Genomic DNA, 19,629 nt, shown 5'->3' on the forward strand with positions numbered 1-19,629 from the left:
ATCATATGACAAGCTATGAGTCAAAAGATGTTTTAAAGCAAGCAATCATGAAGACGTACAATCAATACGATGAAGAATTTGATATGATTTCAGAAGAAATGAAAGATGATCGAATAGAGGATGTGAGCCGAACTCCTGCAGAAAATTTGGCTTATCAAGTTGGTTGGACAACCCTACTGCTTCAATGGGAGCAAGACGAAACTGAAGGAAAGGTTGTCCATACGCCAGCAGAAGGATATAAATGGAATCAGCTTGGCGCATTATATTCTCTTTTTAATGAAAAGTATGCTTGTCAATCACTAGTCGCATTAAGAGCACAGCTCAAACAGAATGTTTTAACTATTTGTGATATGTTGGATCGTATGAGTGAAGAAGAATTGTTTGAACCTCATCAACGAAAATGGGCGGATGAAGCTACAGCAAAGGCTGTTTGGCCAGTTTATAAATTTATTCATGTGAATACCGTCGCCCCTTTTAAAAATTTCCGTACTCAAATTCGTAAATGGAAACGATTAAAACAAGTATGACGTGAAGGATAGACTAGATACATATATTTCGTTAGACCTGATGTTATCATCGAATTTTAGAGAGTACAGAGGGCACTGATTTGAGCTCAGTTATTCCTCCTTCTCAAAATTATGATCACTCACATGGCTTCTTTCAAGAAGCTTTTTTTGTTCTTTTGCGGTTTCTTTTCGGTGCTGGAAGAATCATAAAATGATAATATATGTCATTAAAGGGGAAATAGAGGAAAGGGTAAGGTCTGATGGAGAAAGTGCTTTCTTCTCACGTCGGCTTGAAAATCAATGAATGGTATTATCATATTCAACGATTTAACGTACCGGACGCCGAGGCATATAAAGAAGAAATCAAATCAATGCTTGATCTTATGGAAGAGGATCAAGATTTATTATTGTATTTCTCACTTATGGAGTTCAGACATAAATTAATGCTTGATTACTTGAATCCTTTAGAAAATGGGAAAGAGCGGGCGAACTTTAGGGAACTCGCACTGAAAATCAAAAGAGATCAAGAGAAATTAACAGGATTGCTCGAGTATTATTTCAATTTTTTCTACGGCATGTACGAATTTGAAAACTATGAATATCTAAATGCGATTACCTTCTATAAGCGGGCAGAAAAAAAGCTGTCTCTTGTCAGCGACGATATTGAACGTGCCGAGTTCAATTACAAGATGCAGAAATCTATTACCACATGAAACAAACCCACATGTCGATGCACCATATCGCACAGGCGATAGAATGTTACCGAGAAAAAGATACATACACCGTCAGAGAAATTCAATGTTCTTTTGTCATTGGATTAAACTATATCGATATGGGTTGCCCCGAAAAAGCGATACCCCATTTTCAACACGCACTAGAAAAAGCCGCCGAAAACTCAACCAAACGATTAAAAGGATCAGCACTTTATAATTTAGGGTTGAGTTATTTTCATAACAAAGAATTAGCACAAGCGATTACTCACTTTAATGATTCAATTCGAGCATTTAAAGAGCAGGGATACGAGCATTTAAATAGAATCTTAGATCCGCTCATTATGTTGTCAAAAGCCTACTTCAAAAAGAAAGAACAGGATTTAGGTACATACGCTTTAAATAACGGCATAGAACTATCTGAAAAGCTGAAAGACCATATTTTATTATTGATATTCAAGTTTTTAAGATCCCTATACATTGACAATAATTTTGAGCAGTTGGAAAAAATAATGGAATTGTTAGAAGTAAAGTCAATGTATCCTGACCTTGAAGATTTAGCAAAAGATGCTGCAAAATATTATAATGAAATGGGAGTTAAAGACAACGCGATGCATTTCTATGAAAAGATTCTTTATTTCCAAACTCAAGTAAAGCGGGGGGACTGTCAGTATGAAATTTAAAACGTTATCAGTAGTATTCGTGATGATTAGTGTCATAAGTGTTGTTGGTTATTTTACGTCTGAAGTGACAGCAAGTCATGATGAAGCTAGGAGAGGTCATACTGCAAGTATTGGTTATACTGCTTAAGTAAAAAGCCCTTAAAGGGCTTTTTACTATAAAACGGAATATACGCTATGTATAAAGAGTATTTTTCCCATAGAAAACATACAGAGGAGGAAGTGAAATGACAATGTTAAAATCAACAGTATTTCGAAAGATTTTCATTATATTTTTTGCTTTAACCTTTATGATTAGTCTGTTCAATATGGCGATGTTTCCGGGGACGCCAGTGTCTTATTATGTTGGCCTGGTTTGTAAGATGTTGTTTATCAGCTTGTTAAATGGTCTATTTTTCGGAACAATTATCTATTTGATTGTCACCCTTCTCTTTGCTAAATCTTCAAAGGAAAATCAATAAACAAGTGAGCGGCTAAAGACCGTTCTTTTTTATTTCAAAAAATTGGATATGCTTATTTAAAGAGAAAATGAGATGACTTAATTTATGATCTAAATCGCAATTCCTGTGAATGTTTTTCCAACATAATTCAATTATTTTTAATATCCTGCTGTATTATATTTTTAAAGGATGTTACCGTTGGATGTAAGGAATGATTGGCCAATCTTCCAATAAGAGTTGGAGGGAAATCATGAATGACAAAATTGAAATAGTAAGCAATATGAAGATGGTGTATATGAGGAATATAGGACCATATGGCAACAAAGAAAATGTAGAGATGATGAAGAGATTTAAAAAATGGATCAATCAACATCAATTAAATGATGAATTAAAGGAATTTGGTATATATGGTGTTCCTCAAGATGATCCTGGAAAAATTCCACCAGAAAAATGCAGATACGACCTCATGTTGATGACAAATAGAGATTTCTCAAAAGATCAAATGGTTCAGACTGGACATTTTGAAGGGGGAAAGTATGCTGTGTTTACAGTGACACATACAATCGAAAAAGTGAATTTGTTTTGGAGCCAATTGCCTCAAATGATCCAAAACAATCAATTGAACATGCGTCAGGCATCTATTATGGAGAGATATAGAGAAGAAGAAGGCGTGTGTGAGTTCTTACTACCTATCTTTTAAACACTCGAACGAAATTCAATGAGAAAGCAGACCTTTATGGTCTGTTTTTCTTCCTATCAGATTTATATTCTTAAAGCATCTTGCTTCAAATGCTATACTATGGCTAAACCATTCATGAAGGGTCATGATAGGAGGAGCATTGTGTGATATTCATCATAGGCATTGTCATTGCTTTTATGATTGCTATTTTAGGTTTTACTGTTTTCGTAGATGTAGGGAATGGATTGGGGACGGTTCTCAGCATCATCGGAGGACTGGTCATTTTATTCATAGCCGGTAGATGTCAAAGGCGAAAAGAACAGAATGATCCCAACATATTATTGGACAAAATGATGATGTTTTTTCACGAAGATGGGTTTCAAGCATCTACCTATATATTTTCAGAGCAAGTTGATAAGGGCTTTGCGATTGATGATGAGTTAAAGAAAATGCGCTTTATTGAACATCAGCCTGGCGGGTCAACTAGAAAAAAAAGATTTGCAGTCACAGATATTTCCTTGAAAGATTTGAAACAAGTTGAGATGTTAGAAGATGGTGTGCCGATTGATGATGTAGCGGAGAGTGATGATAAAGAAGAGGTCTCGACGCTTGAATTAAGGTTCACAATGAATGACCAAGAATTACACGCGATGACAATCAACTTCCTGCAATTTGATGTGCCTGTTCCTAAGAGCAATGCTCAATACTTAACTGAACGGGAAAATTTGCAGGAGATTTATCATGATATTGATGAAATGATGAAATCTGCGGATGAAATTGAATATCATCGCTCATAGAGAAGAAATCACAGTTGATGTGGTTTCTTTTTTTATGTGAAACAAGACAAAGCAGGTCCAGTCATTGTAGTTGAATGTTTTTCTCAAAAATGAATAAAGATAGACTAGACGCAAAAGCGAGCATGGAGATAGAAAGAACGCTCATGTGATGAGGAGGAAAAATAAATGAAAAAGCTATGCAGGGAAGTCTGGATCGAAGTTAATCTTGATGCGATTAAAAGAAATATCGAAGCCATTCAAGCGCATATTCCGAGGAAAAGTAAGATCATGGCTGTCGTGAAGGCGAATGCTTATGGTCACGGTTCAGTGGAGGTAGCCCGGCAGGCACTGGAAAGCGGTGCGACGGAGCTCGCAGTAGCTAGCTTGGAGGAAGGCATTGTGCTGCGAAGAGCAAAAATTGAAGCACCGATTTTGGTTCTTGGATTTACCCCGCTCGACTGTGTGAAAAGGGCTGCGGCCTGGAGAATTGATCTATCTGGCCTTCGTGAAGACTGGATTGTTGAAGCAAATGAGATCTTAGCGGAAGAAGAAAGTCAGCGCCGGCTTGGGATTCATGTCAATGTCGACACAGGGATGGGACGATTAGGTGTACGAACGAAGGAAGAGCTGTTAGGAGTGGTGGAAGCTCTTGAAAAGAGTGAAAACCTTAGATGGGACGGGATTTTTACGCATTTCTCCACTGCAGATGAGCCTGACCCTGACCCTGACTTCACGCTGCTGCAGCACAGCATTTTTATTGAATTTCTTCGCTTTTTGAAAAAACAAGGAATTAAGCTGCCAACCGTACATATGAACAATACAGCGGCTGCTATCGCGTTTCCTGAATTTAGCGCCGATATGATTCGGCTGGGCATCGGGCTATATGGTCTGTATCCCTCGCAATACATTGAGAGTTTAAACGCTGTTCAGCTAGAGCCCGCTCTCAGTTTAAAAGCAAGGATTGCGTTCGTAAAGGAAATGGTGACAGAGCCAAGGACCGTCAGTTATGGTGCAACATATGTAGCAAAACCGGATGAAGTCATTGCGACCATACCGATCGGCTACGCAGATGGGTACTCACGTGCTTTATCAAATCGGGGATTTATGCTTTTCCGCGGAAAACGAATGCCGATTGCTGGCCGAGTCACAATGGATATGACGATGATCAGTTTAGGAGAAATGAAAGCAAAGCAAGGCGAGGAAGTCGTCATATACGGTCGTCAAAAGGGCGGAGAAATTTCTGTCGATGAAATCGCCGAAATGCTCAATACAATCAACTACGAAGTCATCGCCACTTTAAGCCGCCGTGTGCCAAGATTTTATCGTCGAGGCGGGAAGATTATTAAAATATCAACGCCGGTGATGTATGTGTGAGGATTTTATTATAAAAAGTTTATTTGAAAAACCATTAAATTGTAAACTTTACAAATATTAGATCGATAAAAGGAGGGAATATAATGATGTGGAGGAATAAAAATGAAAAAGAAATTTTTACTATTTATCATGGTACTTCTTTTAACAAGTACTCTTAGTCCATTTAAAGCAGATGCAGAAACAAAATCAACTGGATGGACAAAACGAGCTGATTTACCAGAAGAACGTATTAATGCTGGTGTAGGAGTGGTAGATGGAAAGATTTATTTATTTGGTGGCGCAAGTGAAAAAAATAAGTTAAATAATCAAACATTTATGTATGACCCTAAGAAAGATGTTTGGGAAGAAAAAACGAGCATGCCGACAAATAGAACAGGCGGTACATATGCTATAGTAGGTAAGAAAATATATCTAATAGGTGGAATTAACGAAGAGAAAAAAACAGCTTATAACACGATTGATATTTATGATACAGAGCTTGATCAGTGGGCTGAAGAGCCAATTCAAATACCTAGAGACCCTGTGTTTTCTACTTATAGCAAGGGAACTTTGTACGCAGTTGCAGTAAAAGAAAATATATATATTGTATCTTCAAAAAACTCTTATAAGAATAATGTCTACCAGTATAATACAGACTCCGGTGAATGGAAGAGCTTGAACTCATCTGCTTTACCGTCTCGAAATGGGAGAGCTATATCTGCAATTGACGGCAAAATATATGTTGCCGGTGGAGAAAATTCGATCGGGCATAGTAGAGAAAGATCTTTGTTCCAGTATGATATTTCAACAGATAAATGGAGTAAATTAAAAGATAGTGACTTAACTTCATATTCATTTGAACCAGCCTACGAAACATATAATGGGAAATTCTTCGTTATTGGAGGACAGGTGACTGGTGATTATTCAAGTGAAATACTGAAGAAAGTTCAAATCTTCAACCCGGAAGATGCACAATTTAAAAATTCAGCACATGAATTACCAGAAGGTAGAGTATCAGCTGTCGCAGCAATTGTTGATGACCAATTGTATGTCATTGGCGGACGTAACTACTCATATTATATGGGGAATTTTTCTGTAAAAAGTGATTATAAATCAGTGATTTCTATTCCGTTAAGCGACTTGCAAATAACTGAAGATGAAGCAAAGCCAGATGATGATACAGCAGAAAAGCCAAAAGATCAGGATGGGACAAAACCTGACGATGGCACAACAGAAGAACCAAAAGATCAGGATGGAACAAAGCCTGGTGATGGCACAACCGAAGAACCAAAGGATCAGGACGGAACAAAGCCTGGTGATGGTTCAACCGAAGAACCAAAGGATCAGGACGGAACAAAGCCTGGTGATGGATCAACCGAAGAACCAAAGGATCAAGACGGAACAAAACCTAATGAAGAAGCAACAAAAGGTATACTTTCAATTACCATGATCAACGGACTGCAAAAGGATTATTTGCTTTCAATGAAAGAAATTAACGATTTTCTAAACTGGTATAAAGAGAGAAGTTTTGGAATTGGGATGAACTTCTATGAAATCAATGATGAGCATAATAAAGGGCCTTTTACAAGTAAGAAGGATTATGTGGTGTACCAAAATATCTTAATGTTTGATATCAAGCAATACTGATATGATATTCATATAATGGCAAAACTGCTGATGATAGATCAGCAGTTTTTGTTTTTGTGAAATTGTTAAAATTAGGATCAACGTCATGGAAAAATGCGATATTAAAAAAAATATGCTAAACATCCTATTACCACGTCCGATAATAAAATTGTCAGGGTTGATAAGCCCTAGAACGAAGGACTTTTTTCAGACAAGGACGTCTGTCAGGTCCCACATACATGGAGGTAATAGGAAATGAGAATTAACCACAATATCGCAGCACTTAACACATTAAACCGTTTGTCTGCAAACAACGGTGCGAGCCAAAAGAACATGGAGAAGCTTTCTTCTGGTCTTAAAATCAACCGTGCAGGAGATGACGCAGCAGGTCTAGCAATCTCTGAAAAAATGCGTGGACAAATCCGCGGATTAGAAATGGCTTCAAAAAACGCACAAGACGGTATCTCTCTTATCCAAACAGCTGAAGGTGCATTGACTGAAACTCACTCGATCCTTCAACGTGTACGTGAGCTTGTTGTTCAAGCTGGGAACACTGGGACACAAGACGGAACAGATCTTGGTGCTATCCAGGAAGAGATCAACAATCTGGTTCAAGAAATTGGTAATGGTACTGATAAAAATGGTATCTCTGATCGTACTGAGTTCAACGGTAAAAAATTGTTGAATGGTGATTTTGCTAATGGTACAGCTACTTTAACATTCCAAATCGGTGCAAACAAAGCGCAAAAATTAGATGTAAATATCGAAGCAATGTCTTCTGATAAACTAGGGGCTCTTAATAATGGAACTCTTGTAGCGGGTCAAGCAGTCTCTAACATTGATGTTACACAATTCGCTGCTGCTACACCAACACTTACATTTGATCAACAACTAGACATCGTAGATGGTGCGATCAAACAAGTTTCAGACCAACGTTCTAAACTAGGTGCAGTCCAAAACCGTCTAGAACACACAATCAACAACCTTGGTGCATCTTCTGAAAACTTAACAGCTGCTGAGTCTCGTATCCGTGACGTTGATATGGCGAAAGAAATGAGTGAGTTCACAAAGAACAACATTCTTTCTCAAGCGTCTCAAGCAATGCTTGCACAAGCGAACCAACAGCCACAAAACGTACTTCAATTACTTCGTTAATAACAGGCCCCTTTATGGGGCTTTTTTATTTTGTTTCTATTCATTTTAATACAGGCGATGTGCTCATCACTTGAACGAATAGCATAATAGAAATCTTTGTGAAACTAAATAGTGAATAAAGATATGTAAAATTGATCAATAAATATTAAAAAATGTTAAACTTCCTATGAAATAATCCGATAAAAGAATTGTCAGGGTTGTAAAGCCCTAGAATTAAGGACTTTTTTCAGACAAGGACGTCTGTCAGGTCCCATATACATGGAGGTAATAGGAAATGAGAATTAATCACAATATCGCAGCACTTAACACACTGAACCGTTTATCTGCAAACAACGGTGCTAGCCAAAAGAACATGGAGAAACTTTCTTCTGGTCTTAAAATCAACCGTGCAGGAGACGATGCAGCAGGTTTAGCAATTTCTGAAAAAATGCGTGGACAAATCCGCGGATTAGAAATGGCGACGAAAAACGCACAAGACGGTATCTCTCTTATCCAAACAGCTGAAGGTGCATTGACTGAAACTCACTCAATCCTTCAACGTGTACGTGAGCTTGTCGTTCAAGCTGGAAACACTGGTACACAAGATGAAACAGACCTTGGTGCTATCCAAGAAGAAATCGCTAACCTAGTTCAAGAAATTGGTGACGGTTCTGGCAAAAACGGTATCTCTGACCGTACAGAATTTAACGGAAAGAAACTACTTGACGGTTCTTTCAGCGCAGCTGGTGCTAATGCAAAATCATTAACTTTCCAAATCGGTGCAAATAAAGCACAAAAATTAGATGTGAACATCGAAGCAATGTCTTCTACAGCACTTGGTACATTAGAAGCTGACGGAACTCTTAAAGCAGACCACGCAGTAGCTGACATAGATGTAACACAATTTGCTGATCCGACTGCTACTGGCGCACTTTCTTTCGATGATCAATTAGATATCGTTGATGGAGCTATCAAACAAGTATCTAACCAACGTTCTAAACTTGGTGCAGTTCAAAACCGTCTAGAGCACACAATCAACAACCTTGGTGCTTCTGGTGAAAACTTAACGGCTGCTGAGTCTCGTATTCGTGACGTTGATATGGCGAAAGAAATGAGTGAGTTCACAAAGAACAACATTCTTTCTCAAGCGTCTCAAGCAATGCTTGCACAAGCGAACCAACAGCCACAAAACGTACTTCAATTACTACGTTAATGAAGGGCCCCTTTATGGGGCTTTTTTATGTCTACTGATATTTGAAAAAAGCAGATCCTGAATTGAGACCCACTTGGTGCGTACTTATATTTTAAATTAAAAATATGATAAGAAGAACTAATATTTTAAAAGGAGCACACAATACGTCTTTTCCATAGAACTAAATCATGAATTAAGACTGATAAATTAATAAATAAATATTAAAAAGTGTTAAACTTCCTATGAAATATTCCGATAAAAGAATTGTAGGGTTGATAAGCCCTAGAATAAAGGACTTTTTTCAGACAAGGACGTCTGTTAGGTCCCACATACATGGAGGTAATAGGAAATGAGAATTAACCACAATATCGCAGCACTTAACACATTGAACCGTTTGTCTGCAAACAACGGTGCGAGCCAAAAGAACATGGAGAAACTTTCTTCTGGTCTTAAAATCAACCGTGCAGGAGACGATGCAGCAGGTCTTGCAATCTCTGAAAAAATGCGTGGACAAATCCGCGGACTAGAAATGGCTTCTAAAAACGCACAAGACGGTATCTCTCTTATCCAAACAGCTGAAGGTGCATTGACTGAAACTCACTCAATCCTTCAACGTGTTCGTGAACTAGTTGTACAAGCTGGAAACACTGGTACACAAGACGATACAGATCTTGGTGCAATTCAAGAAGAAATCAATAACCTAGTTCAAGAAATTGGTAACGGTACTGATAAAAATGGTATCTCTGATCGTACTGAGTTCAACGGTAAAAAATTGTTGAATGGTGATTTTGAAACAGCTACATTAACTTTCCAAATTGGTGCAAACAAAGCACAAAAATTAGATGTAAACATCAAAGCAATGTCTGCTGATAAACTTGGAACAGACCCAGCTGATGCAACTAAAACAGTTTCAGCTCTTAAAGTAACTAATTTTGCAACTATTGCTGCAGGTGCTGCAGGTGGTTTCAATGATCAATTAGATATCGTTGATAATGCAATCAAACAAGTGTCAGATCAACGTTCTAAACTAGGTGCGGTTCAAAACCGTCTAGAGCACACAATCAACAACCTTGGTGCTTCTTCTGAAAACTTAACAGCAGCTGAGTCTCGTATCCGTGACGTTGACATGGCGAAAGAAATGAGTGAGTTCACAAAGAACAACATTCTTTCTCAAGCGTCTCAAGCAATGCTTGCACAAGCGAACCAACAGCCACAAAACGTACTTCAATTACTACGTTAATGACAGGCCCCTTAATGGGGCTTTTTTTTATGGTGTTTTTTTCTTCGATTTTTCCCCAGTCTTATGATTCTTAAATCCCTCTGGTAAATCATGAAAAATGACCTTTAAATTTGGTATACACTAGCGAAATGATCATAATGAATGAGACTTTTACCTTATTTAATCCTTTTTTGTTAAACAAATTCCATTCAAGTTCGATAAAGGGATTGTAAGGCTTACAAAAAAATTCTAATTTAGAACTTTTGGACAAGGATGTTCAATTGGTTCAAACACATGGAGGTAATAGGAAATGAGAATTAACCACAATATCGCAGCACTTAACACACTGAACCGTTTGTCTGCAAACAATGGAGCAGGACAAAAGAACATGGAGAAGCTTTCTTCTGGTCTTAAAATCAACCGTGCAGGAGATGACGCAGCAGGTCTAGCCATCTCTGAAAAAATGCGTGGTCAGATCCGCGGATTAGAAATGGCGACGAAAAATGCTCAAGACGGTATCTCTCTTATTCAAACAGCTGAGGGTGCATTGACTGAAACTCACTCAATCCTTCAACGTGTTCGTGAACTAGTCGTTCAAGCTGGAAACACTGGTACACAAGATGAAACAGACCTTGGTGCAATTCAAGAGGAAATTGATGCACTAGTTCAGGAAATTGGGAACGGTACAGATAAGAACGGTATTTCTGACCGTACTGAATTCAACGGAAAGAAACTTCTTGATGGAACTTTTGCTGCTGAACCAGAAGGCGGAGAAGCGAAAAAACTTACTTTCCAAATTGGAGCTAACGGTGCGCAGCAATTGTCAGTTCATATTGAAGCAATGTCTGCTGATAAACTTGGAGTTGAGGATAAAACCGTTTCTACGATTAAAGTAACTGATTTCGCCGAAATTGCAGCAGATGAAGAAGGTGGATTTAACGATCAATTAGCAATCATTGATGGAGCGATCAAACAAGTTTCAGACCAGCGTTCTAAACTTGGAGCAGTCCAAAACCGCCTAGAGCACACAATCAACAACCTTGGTGCTTCTGCTGAAAACTTAACGGCTGCTGAGTCTCGTATTCGTGACGTTGACATGGCGAAAGAAATGAGTGAGTTCACAAAGAACAACATTCTTTCTCAAGCATCTCAAGCAATGTTAGCTCAAGCAAACCAACAGCCGCAAAACGTACTTCAATTATTACGTTAATGAAAAAGCCCCACTAAGGGGCTTTTTTTGTTTCAATCTAATGAAAGCAAGTGCTGTAAACGAAAGTCAGGAACCGCTTCATGGAAAAAAGCTCGATTGCGTTCATCGTCCTCTTGATCCCACTGACTCCACCATTCGGCCGTTTCTCCAGAGGTGTCGGCTTGAATCATGTTATGCAACTGTTCTAAGTTGATGATTTCTCTCGGTTCTAATAAGAAAGAATGCATTTGGTGATACGCTTCAAGACGTTCAGGCTGTTTTGTTACTATGGTGTATTGTACGTAGCGATTTAAAAATCCTTGTATGAACGTCAAATGGGGAATGGTTGTTTCTTCTTTTAATTTGACGCCTTCCCACGCCATATCAGCAATCGCACAAAGCCACCAGCCGAGTTCATTGGCATGCTGCATTTGTTGTAATGTGTCCTTTTCAAAAGATAGCTGCTCCTTTTTTTGTGCTTGTTTGAGCATACGCTCAAGAGTTTGTGCTTCGAGTGCGACCTTTGTCATTCCTTGCCCATGAATGGGATCTAATGTACACAAGGCATCGCCCATCACCAATAATCCACTCGGCCAATCGTGCATTTGTTCATAATGATATCTCACGCAAGAAGTGACTCTAAATCCTTTTGGCTTTGTATAGGGCGTTAAATGAGTGATGGCATCTGCTATTGCGGGATGGGTCAGTGCAGCAGTTTCTGAATCAAATTGATCAGCGTCTGTTGTTGGATAATGTGATCCGCCTGCTGCTGAGAGAAGAACAGCTACTAAATCATGATCTACCCGTTCAAACAGTCCTGTCGGGATTTGTTTATTTGGTTGTCCAACTACGACCATTGCTTGCAGGTTTGGCGCCTCAGGTGGTATCTGGTAGTATCTTGTGCTGTAGCCAAGAGAGACGCTTAGCTCATCTGTCTGTGGCAAGGACAGTCCTTCGTCTTTCAGCCATTTTGGTAATTTAGACATTCTTCCAGATGTATCGATCACTAAGTTTGCTTTCATTTCAAAAATGCGTCCTGGTTTTTCATGCCGATCTTTCACGATCAGTCCGATGACTTGGTTTGTTCCCTCTTTCAACTGAAGTGAGAGGGCTTCATGTTTTTCTAAACATTGCACCCGTCTTTCACTTAACATTCTTTGCATCAGCACCCACTCTAGCATGGCACGTCTTGTGACAGCTGTTTCTTCGGTATCAGTAAGCGTTAATTCACCATCTTATGTGATAAATCGAGAGGGTTGATGCCACGTATTAAATCCGCCCATTGTCAGTAACTCTTTTGTATAACCAGGAAATAGACGTTCCACTATTTGCTTGCCTAGTGGCAGCATTCTATGTGGATGAAAAGCTTGAGGAGTGCCGAGACGATTCTTAGGAGAGTCTGGCATTTCGTCCTTTTCGATCATGAAAACTTGATGATAAAACGTTGATAAAACTTTTGCGGCGAATATTCCCGTCATACCACCGCCAATGACGATCGCCCGCTCATATGTCATAGGTTGTCTCACAACATGCGCCTCCAATGAATATATATAAAATGATTACATGACCATTTCATCATATGTTGATACTTAAATTATAGCAAATTTACGTTTTGTTGAATATAAATAGGGAATCTCCTTCTTTTTACTCGTACATATGAGAAATAACTTTCATCATCATCATTATTTTTAAAAAATAACTATTATTTTAAGAAGAACGACCGATAAATAATACAAGGGGGTAGGGAAAATGGATATACTACAGAGTATAGTGACAGCAGCACCTTATATGATGCAGATTTTAAAAAATGAAGTGACGATGGGTGTCATTGACCGAGAGAAATTTTTGCTGTATTTGCCATCGAAAGATGTTGATTTTCAAATTCGAGCTGGTGAACGTATTAAACCAGATGATCTGAATATGAAAAAAGCGCTGAGAGGTGAGACATCGAGTATGTTTGTGCCTGAATCAGTATATGGAGTACCTTTAAATGCAATGGGATTGCCCATTTTTGATGGAAATGGGCAAGTGATTGGTGCACTCGCTTTAGGTTTTCCGCTCAAAAATCAATTAGAGCTTGAAGCATATATGGAATCATTGAATGACATTATTCAAAGTATTCAAGAAAAAGTACACGTGGTGGCGGCACATTCAGAGGAGCTTTCTGCTACAAGTGAGGAGATGACCTTACAAACGCAGCAAACTCTTGAAAGCTCGAAACAAACAACCGATATTACAAAAATGATTAAAGGCATCTCGAAACAAACGAGTTTGCTAGGATTGAATGCGTCAATTGAAGCGGCCAGGGCAGGAAAAGAGGGAGCAGGTTTTAGTGTTGTAGCAAGTGAGGTTCAAAAGCTTTCAAGTGAAACTTCACGTGCAACAGAAAACATCGAAAGCTCACTGCAAGGAATTTCCTCCAATATACATACATTACTTGAGAGTATGGACCATATGAAAGGTTCTTCATCAGAACAGGCTTCACTTGTGACAGAGTTTAGTGAAATTGTCGATCGATTGACGACGGTTAGTAAGGATATGAAGAAATTCATGCAAACCGTCATGTCAACGTAAAAAACGAATCCAAGAGGATTCGTTTTTTGTATGTCGTTATTTTCTCTTGTTCTGATCAAAGCGATAATCATACGTGTCGCCTTTCACCACATTTAAAAATTCATGTCCAATTTGAACAAGCTGTCCGTTTTTCCATTGGATGAGAGGGTCTTTATCAGGGTATTTCCAGTAAATCGTTTTCTTGCGGTGGGTCAGTTTGTTTTCAATTTCTGCTCTGACTGCGTTTTCCTTTAGCTTTCCTCCGCTATGCTGATAGGTGTTGATGATATACATTCCGTCAGGTGATGACATCGAGCGGATGAATGTTCCGTGAGACACGCCTTGAAGAGAGAAGCATTTCCAATAAATAATGCCAGCGAAGCTAAGGAGTAAGATGATCAGAGTGAGGGTCGTTTTCTTTTTTAACATGATTTCCTCCAGATGTAGATCACAATATTTCTAATTTATGAGAGAGAATACAAAAAGATTCATATAGTCCAAAAGTTCTATCCATTTCAATTATCGGTCATTTTTTCTCAAAATTCAACAGAATGGCGTAAATGTAAGGAAGATTTAAGGAAGAATTCAAGTGGTATATTTGATTCGAAACCTCTTTACAAAAGAATGAGGGATCAGTAGACTTATGCTCATATAAAGAAATGGAGCAGATGACATGAGGCAAATTATCGATACGTATCAAAGTTATGAAGAGCTTTCCGCTCATGAAAGAAAAGGGATTGATTATCAAATTCTTCACGAGCGGAAAGGTGACCAGCTTCTGGTTTTGTCGCCTCATGCCGGAGGAATTGAATCAGGCGTGAGTGAGCTTGTTCATGAAATATCTTGTGATTATTCTATGTATTTATTTGAAGGCCTTAAAGTAAAAGGCAATCATGTTCTTCATATTACAAGCACACGCTTTGATGAGCCGCTTTGCCTTTCAGAGGTGCATACCCATCATTATACGTTTGCACTTCATGGTTACGGAGAAACAGAGGTGCTTCAAACGTTAGTGGGGGGTACGGACAGAGAAAGAGCGGCAGAAACTGTGAAGCGTTTAACGCTAAATGGCTTTCACGCATTGCTGCTAGCCGAATCTGATCGTTTTTCTGGAACGCATCCTGATAATATCAATAACAAATGTTTGACAGGAAAAAGTGTACAACTTGAAATTAGTCAGGCGCAAAGAAGAGCATTCTTTCAAGACTTTAGGCGTCGATACCGGCGAGATACACAAACTGAACAATTTTATCGGTACACAAATGTACTCAAACAAGTATTAGCCCTTTATGAATAAACTTCTATCGTTTTATGTCCGATTATTTACGTTTGATAAACGGCTTCTTTTTCTGCGACTCTTTCTGCTTTCATTAAATAAGACGTAAACTCCTGTTGAAAGCGAATACCTGCTTTTCGCTGTTCGAATAAGGCAACCCGTTTTTCAGCAAAAGCCCAAGTGACGTGAAACGTTTGAGCAATATGCAAAATGGCTTGCTGCCGAAGGGTTGGAAGCTTCATTTTCAGCAGCATAAAGGTTGGCACACAAAAGTGGTACATGAATTGTTTTGCCTGAAACTCCTGCAGTTCTCGAAAGAGTTTGTTCATTTTGAAATGATTGCCTGTATGCTTTAGCACATGACAAAGCTCGTGGGCAAAATCCTGCCACTGTTCTTCAGGTGATAGGGATCTGTTTAAGATAATACTGTAAAGACCTTGATGCTGGATCATCATGCTGCCAGTCTCTTCGTAATGGACCCATACACGAAATTCAGAAGCGATCCTTTGCATCTCTCTATAAGCAGGACCGCTTATTTGCAATTGATCATATAAACGCTTAATATCTTCTTCTAAATGGGTTAAAAAACCAGTCATTTGAAAACCTCCATACAAACGTATGTTCTATTTTTGGCGTAAAAGAAAAGTCCATATAGGACTAAATAGCTAAATGAGCTATTACTTACTTTTTATATCGGCGTATTTTTAACAATTTTAACATAAAATCAAGGAAAAATGGAATTAATTCCTGTTTTTTTCTGTATTTTTGCACTTCTCACTAATAAAAAGAGTGAATTGAATTCAAATTTTACCATAGTCTTCTCATGAAAACAAACAAGTATTGTCTTACGAACGCCACCGATTGATGAGAAAGATCAATTCAATCTAGCAAAAGGGAGTGCAGTAGATGGTACAAATTTATCAAGATTTTATTCCAGTTGGAAACGGGAACCGCCCAGGATATGCGATGACACCGGAGTATGTAACGGTGCATAACACAGCAAACACGTCAAAGGGAGCGGATGCGAAAAGTCATGCGGCCTATGTAAAAAGCCCAACGACTGAGGTGAGCTGGCACTTTACAGTGGATGATCATGAAATCTTTCAGCATCTGCCATTAAATGAAAATGGCTGGCATGCAGGGGATGGTCATGGGAAGGGTAACCGGAAGTCGATCGGTATTGAAATTTGTGAGAATGAAGATGGAAATTTTCAGCAAGCGGTCAAACATGCACAATGGCTCATTCAAAAGCTGTTAAAAGAACATCACATTCCGCTAGCAAACGTGGTCACACATCAGTACTGGTCTGGAAAAGCATGCCCACGCCAGCTTCTATCTACTTGGGATGAATTTAAAAAAGGGATTGAAACGGCAGAAGATCCGGAGACGGTCATCACGTATGTCGTGAAAAGCGGGGATACGTTAACGAGTATTGCGAAAGCTCATGGGGTCACAGTTCAGGATTTACAGAAGTGGAATGACATTAGCGATCCGAATAAGATTCAAATTGGACAGGTTCTCAAAATTTATCTTAACGATGCAAAGAGCTTGTATGAGCTGCCAGATGGGGTTTTAAAGGTGACTTCTCCATTGACAAAGGGAGAGCACGTACGCCTCGTCCAACAGGCGCTTGCTGCTGTTTATTTTTATCCTGATAAAGCAGCTGCAAATAAAGGAATAGACGGAGTTTACGGAGAAAAAACGGCGAACGCCGTAGCGCGTTTTCAGCTGGTAAATGGTCTGACAAGTGATGGGATATACGGACCTAAAACGAAGGAAAAACTTCTGAAGCTGTTAAGTAAGTGAGTGTTTCTGTTTGTATGATTGGATGACTGCTTCACTTTGCTCATTTAATCGACGCATATAAGGCGACGACTTATATTCAGCAAACTGAACATATCTCAATTGTTTGATTTTCTTTTTCATTTATTGGCACCTCAATCGTTGCAGCGTATAGATTATTGTATGCAAGTCTATGTGAAAATGGAAGCAGGACGCGGATTTTGTTCCGCGTCCTTTAGTGTAATCAAGCCCTTTTATTTTTATACTCACCCAAGAGCTGTTCGTTCTTTTTAAAAATACGCTCAGTATGGGGGCTTACCTTGTAATCCGCCATACTGATATGTTGCTTTTTCTTTAAAATCTTAAAAGGGTTTTTCTTGCGATTGTTGTTATCCCCTTGAAGTGCGTGGTCCATCTTCATCACCTTCCTCTTCGTCAGGCAAGATTAGGTCATAAATTGTTGTAAGTGACGTCATTAATAAATAGTCGAACTCAGTGACAATGTCATCAGAGGTGAGCTTAATGACGAAGTGATCATCTGCTAAAGAAAACGGGATGAGCACCAATTTGCCGAAATCATCGTAATAGACTTCCTGCCTGTCAAGCTTCGCCTGAATAAGAGCTCGCTGGTCAAGTGTCCGCAGCAGGTCATCTTTTTGTTCCTGCGTATCGTATGGACAAAGAACTGCTTGAATATTCATCTTGTCGGCAAAAGAATAAATGAGCCGTTCAATTCCCTCTATATATGCCTCTACACTTCCATAATATACATGAATCGGTTCATTTTTCAATAGGTATTGGTACGTTTTTAGCTTATTGAGGTAAGAATGAAGTAGATCGTTATTTTGTTCTAGGAGTTGATGGGTGTCGGTTTCCAGTTCGTGATTTCCGAGTTTTTTAATATAGGAGCTGAGAAAGATGAATGCATCGGTTAATGCAAAAAAAACGGCAATAATCAAGTAGTGCATCCAATCGGTAAAGATTGAAGAAGGGTCATTTGTCCAGTACACAACAGCACCAGCTACATAAATCCAATACCACGTTTTACGAATGGCAAACATCTTTTCTTTTACTTTTTGTTCAAAGCGCCATACGGCAAATACATATACAGCAAGAGCACCTAGCAATAACCACACGGTCAATTGAAAAAATAATAGCATGTTCTTCTCTCCCATAGACAGATGGATACTTATTCATTTCTATGGATATGATTGGAAACCCTGCTTCATGAAAAAATGGCTTGTAGGAAAAGGTGTTGAAGTGTGCGGGCAAATAAAAAAAGACCTGTCAGACAGGTCTTTCAGCGTGTAGACAAACCCTCGCATTCGTTGTCAGTCCTGCGCGCTGGTGCTCACGAATGTTCAATTCGCTCCGCAAAAGTAGCTGTCCTTCCTAGACTTCAAAGGTTTTTCTATCACGCTGAAAAGAAGACAAAGTGCTAAAATAAAAATCATTTTAGCACTTTGTCAACAATTTAAAAGACCTGTCAGACAGGTCTTTGATATTAGATAATCGCATGTAACACAAAGTATATAAGAGCCCCTAGAGTTCCCGAAATCGGTAATGTGATCACCCAAGTGACAAGCATGCGTTTTGCCGTACCCCAGTTTACTCCTTTTACTCTGTGTGCAGAACCTACACCTAGAATAGAAGATGAGATCACGTGAGTGGTACTAACAGGTAAGTGAATAAATGTCGCACCGAAGATAATAGCTGCACCCGTTAAGTCTGCAGATACTCCGTTTACTGGACGAATTTTCATAATTTTACCGCCGACTGTTTTAATAATCTTCCAGCCGCCAATAGAAGTACCTAGTCCCATTGCAAGCGCACAAGAGAATTGTACCCAGAAAGGAATGTCGTCAGTTGTATGCAAATTACCTGCAATTAAAGCCATCGTAATAATTCCCATCGCTTTTTGCGCATCGTTTGTTCCGTGGGTATACGATTGCAGTGCAGCAGTTAAAATTTGAACACGTCGGAATTGTTTATTTGTTTTTGCGAGATTGTTGTTTCTGAATATAATTTTGATAATAGTATACACGATATATCCCAATACGAAAGCTAGGATAGGTGAAAGCAACAGTGCTTGAATGATTTTAATGAACCCCGAATAGTTTAAAGCGCCAAAACCAGCAGAGGCAATAACAGCTCCTGCAATTGATCCGATCAGTGCGTGCGAAGAACTACTCGGAATTCCGTAATACCAAGTAAGCAAGTTCCAAGTAATGGCCGCAATTAAAGCAGCCAAAATGACGACAGAACCGTTTTGAAGTGTGAAAGGATCTGCGATGTCTTTTGTAATGGACTTTGCCACACCTGTAAATGTCATTGCTCCTAAGAAGTTCATGAACGCTGCCATAATAATAGCATGTCTAGGCTTTAACGCCTTTGTTGAAACCGAAGTGGCAATGGCATTTGCTGTATCGTGGAATCCGTTGATGAAATCAAAAGCAAGTGCACAAATGACAATAAATATGGTAAGGATGAGTAATGTGTCCATGTTTAACTAAC

Annotated in this window: 21 protein-coding genes and 1 pseudogene; 14 read left to right on the top strand and 8 right to left on the bottom strand. The window is 39.0% G+C overall.

The annotated features are described in order from the left end of the window. Nucleotides 1–5 precede the first annotated feature (5 nt). From MKY18_RS06010 to hag (MKY18_RS06060), 11 genes and pseudogenes are all read left to right on the top strand, one after another. The gene (locus MKY18_RS06010) at nucleotides 6–527 is read left to right on the top strand and encodes a ClbS/DfsB family four-helix bundle protein (RefSeq protein ID WP_065097710.1); all 522 of its coding nucleotides are present in this window, start codon (nucleotides 6–8) and stop codon (nucleotides 525–527) included. A 239-nt stretch (nucleotides 528–766) separates the two neighbouring features. Then, nucleotides 767–1,899, top strand: a pseudogene (locus tag MKY18_RS06015) (tetratricopeptide repeat protein). A 224-nt stretch (nucleotides 1,900–2,123) separates the two neighbouring features. Then, nucleotides 2,124–2,357: a hypothetical protein gene (locus MKY18_RS06020; protein WP_065097693.1), complete on the top strand. Its 234-nt coding sequence runs from the start codon at nucleotides 2,124–2,126 to the stop codon at nucleotides 2,355–2,357. A 229-nt stretch (nucleotides 2,358–2,586) separates the two neighbouring features. After that, nucleotides 2,587–3,036, top strand: a complete 450-nt coding sequence (locus tag MKY18_RS06025) for a GyrI-like domain-containing protein (RefSeq protein WP_106065122.1) — start codon at nucleotides 2,587–2,589, stop codon at nucleotides 3,034–3,036. 143 nt (nucleotides 3,037–3,179) lie between these two features. Beyond that, nucleotides 3,180–3,812: a hypothetical protein gene (locus MKY18_RS06030; protein WP_335351733.1), complete on the top strand. Its 633-nt coding sequence runs from the start codon at nucleotides 3,180–3,182 to the stop codon at nucleotides 3,810–3,812. Nucleotides 3,813–3,977: 165 nt separating this feature from the next. Next, the gene (gene alr / locus MKY18_RS06035; protein ID WP_342497780.1) at nucleotides 3,978–5,165 is read left to right on the top strand and encodes an alanine racemase; all 1,188 of its coding nucleotides are present in this window, start codon (nucleotides 3,978–3,980) and stop codon (nucleotides 5,163–5,165) included. Between the two features lie 102 nt (nucleotides 5,166–5,267). Then, nucleotides 5,268–6,791 (top strand): kelch repeat-containing protein, encoded by a 1,524-nt coding sequence (locus MKY18_RS06040; protein WP_185108899.1) that lies wholly within the window; start codon nucleotides 5,268–5,270, stop codon nucleotides 6,789–6,791. A gap of 234 nt (nucleotides 6,792–7,025) precedes the next feature. Next, nucleotides 7,026–7,925 (top strand): flagellin Hag, encoded by a 900-nt coding sequence (gene hag, locus MKY18_RS06045; protein WP_064498329.1) that lies wholly within the window; start codon nucleotides 7,026–7,028, stop codon nucleotides 7,923–7,925. A 274-nt stretch (nucleotides 7,926–8,199) separates the two neighbouring features. Then, nucleotides 8,200–9,117, top strand: a complete 918-nt coding sequence (hag, locus tag MKY18_RS06050; RefSeq protein ID WP_044141243.1) for a flagellin Hag — start codon at nucleotides 8,200–8,202, stop codon at nucleotides 9,115–9,117. A gap of 328 nt (nucleotides 9,118–9,445) precedes the next feature. Beyond that, nucleotides 9,446–10,336, top strand: a complete 891-nt coding sequence (gene hag / locus MKY18_RS06055) for a flagellin Hag (protein WP_065097689.1) — start codon at nucleotides 9,446–9,448, stop codon at nucleotides 10,334–10,336. Between the two features lie 289 nt (nucleotides 10,337–10,625). Continuing rightward, nucleotides 10,626–11,525 carry a flagellin Hag gene (gene hag / locus MKY18_RS06060; RefSeq protein WP_012009643.1) on the top strand — a complete coding sequence of 300 codons (900 nt, stop codon included), beginning with the start codon at nucleotides 10,626–10,628 and terminating at the stop codon, nucleotides 11,523–11,525. A 32-nt stretch (nucleotides 11,526–11,557) separates the two neighbouring features. Here hag (MKY18_RS06060) and MKY18_RS06065 read toward each other — a convergent pair whose 3' ends face one another. Both MKY18_RS06065 and MKY18_RS06070 read right to left on the bottom strand, forming a co-directional pair. Then, complete coding sequence (locus MKY18_RS06065; RefSeq protein WP_268508101.1) at nucleotides 11,558–12,667, bottom strand: FAD-dependent oxidoreductase; 1,110 nt, start codon at nucleotides 12,665–12,667, stop codon at nucleotides 11,558–11,560. A gap of 72 nt (nucleotides 12,668–12,739) precedes the next feature. Beyond that, nucleotides 12,740–13,030, bottom strand: coding sequence for a hypothetical protein (locus tag MKY18_RS06070; RefSeq protein WP_223252897.1), 291 nt, complete (start codon nucleotides 13,028–13,030; stop codon nucleotides 12,740–12,742). A 223-nt stretch (nucleotides 13,031–13,253) separates the two neighbouring features. On the opposite strand from MKY18_RS06070, the gene MKY18_RS06075 reads away from it, so the two are divergent. Next, the gene (locus MKY18_RS06075; protein WP_065097687.1) at nucleotides 13,254–14,078 is read left to right on the top strand and encodes a methyl-accepting chemotaxis protein; all 825 of its coding nucleotides are present in this window, start codon (nucleotides 13,254–13,256) and stop codon (nucleotides 14,076–14,078) included. Between the two features lie 36 nt (nucleotides 14,079–14,114). Here MKY18_RS06075 and MKY18_RS06080 read toward each other — a convergent pair whose 3' ends face one another. Continuing rightward, nucleotides 14,115–14,486, bottom strand: coding sequence for a DUF5412 domain-containing protein (locus MKY18_RS06080; protein WP_044138938.1), 372 nt, complete (start codon nucleotides 14,484–14,486; stop codon nucleotides 14,115–14,117). 244 nt (nucleotides 14,487–14,730) lie between these two features. Between MKY18_RS06080 and MKY18_RS06085 the strand changes: the two genes are divergently transcribed. Next, on the top strand, nucleotides 14,731–15,354 hold the full coding sequence (locus MKY18_RS06085; RefSeq protein ID WP_065097686.1) for a poly-gamma-glutamate hydrolase family protein: 624 nt from the start codon (nucleotides 14,731–14,733) through the stop codon (nucleotides 15,352–15,354). Nucleotides 15,355–15,380: 26 nt separating this feature from the next. On the opposite strand, the gene MKY18_RS06090 is transcribed toward MKY18_RS06085, so the two are convergent. Continuing rightward, nucleotides 15,381–15,929 carry an ImmA/IrrE family metallo-endopeptidase gene (locus tag MKY18_RS06090; RefSeq protein WP_065097685.1) on the bottom strand — a complete coding sequence of 183 codons (549 nt, stop codon included), beginning with the start codon at nucleotides 15,927–15,929 and terminating at the stop codon, nucleotides 15,381–15,383. Between the two features lie 310 nt (nucleotides 15,930–16,239). Here MKY18_RS06090 and MKY18_RS06095 point away from each other — a divergent pair, with 310 nt between their 5' ends. Next, nucleotides 16,240–17,139, top strand: a complete 900-nt coding sequence (locus MKY18_RS06095; protein ID WP_065097684.1) for an N-acetylmuramoyl-L-alanine amidase — start codon at nucleotides 16,240–16,242, stop codon at nucleotides 17,137–17,139. Here the strand turns inward: MKY18_RS06095 and MKY18_RS06100 are convergent. The 4 genes from MKY18_RS06100 to MKY18_RS06115 all read right to left on the bottom strand — a co-directional run bounded on the left by MKY18_RS06100 (nucleotide 17,128) and on the right by MKY18_RS06115 (nucleotide 19,618). After that, on the bottom strand, nucleotides 17,128–17,259 hold the full coding sequence (locus MKY18_RS06100) for a hypothetical protein (protein WP_257474525.1): 132 nt from the start codon (nucleotides 17,257–17,259) through the stop codon (nucleotides 17,128–17,130). The genes MKY18_RS06095 and MKY18_RS06100 overlap by 12 nt on opposite strands. A gap of 100 nt (nucleotides 17,260–17,359) precedes the next feature. Further along, the gene (locus MKY18_RS06105; RefSeq protein WP_080550290.1) at nucleotides 17,360–17,536 is read right to left on the bottom strand and encodes a type II toxin-antitoxin system SpoIISB family antitoxin; all 177 of its coding nucleotides are present in this window, start codon (nucleotides 17,534–17,536) and stop codon (nucleotides 17,360–17,362) included. Continuing rightward, entirely contained in the window at nucleotides 17,505–18,275 is a 771-nt protein-coding gene (locus tag MKY18_RS06110; RefSeq protein WP_342497781.1) for a type II toxin-antitoxin system SpoIISA family toxin, read from the bottom strand. The genes MKY18_RS06105 and MKY18_RS06110 overlap by 32 nt, the downstream gene beginning before the upstream one ends. 344 nt (nucleotides 18,276–18,619) lie before the next feature. Next, nucleotides 18,620–19,618, bottom strand: coding sequence for an inorganic phosphate transporter (locus MKY18_RS06115; RefSeq protein ID WP_044138934.1), 999 nt, complete (start codon nucleotides 19,616–19,618; stop codon nucleotides 18,620–18,622). Between the last annotated feature and the right edge of the window lie 11 nt (nucleotides 19,619–19,629).

Source organism: Bacillus sp. FSL R7-0672 (assembly GCF_038601465.1).
Taxonomy (GTDB): Bacteria; Bacillota; Bacilli; order Bacillales; family Bacillaceae; genus Bacillus; species Bacillus pumilus.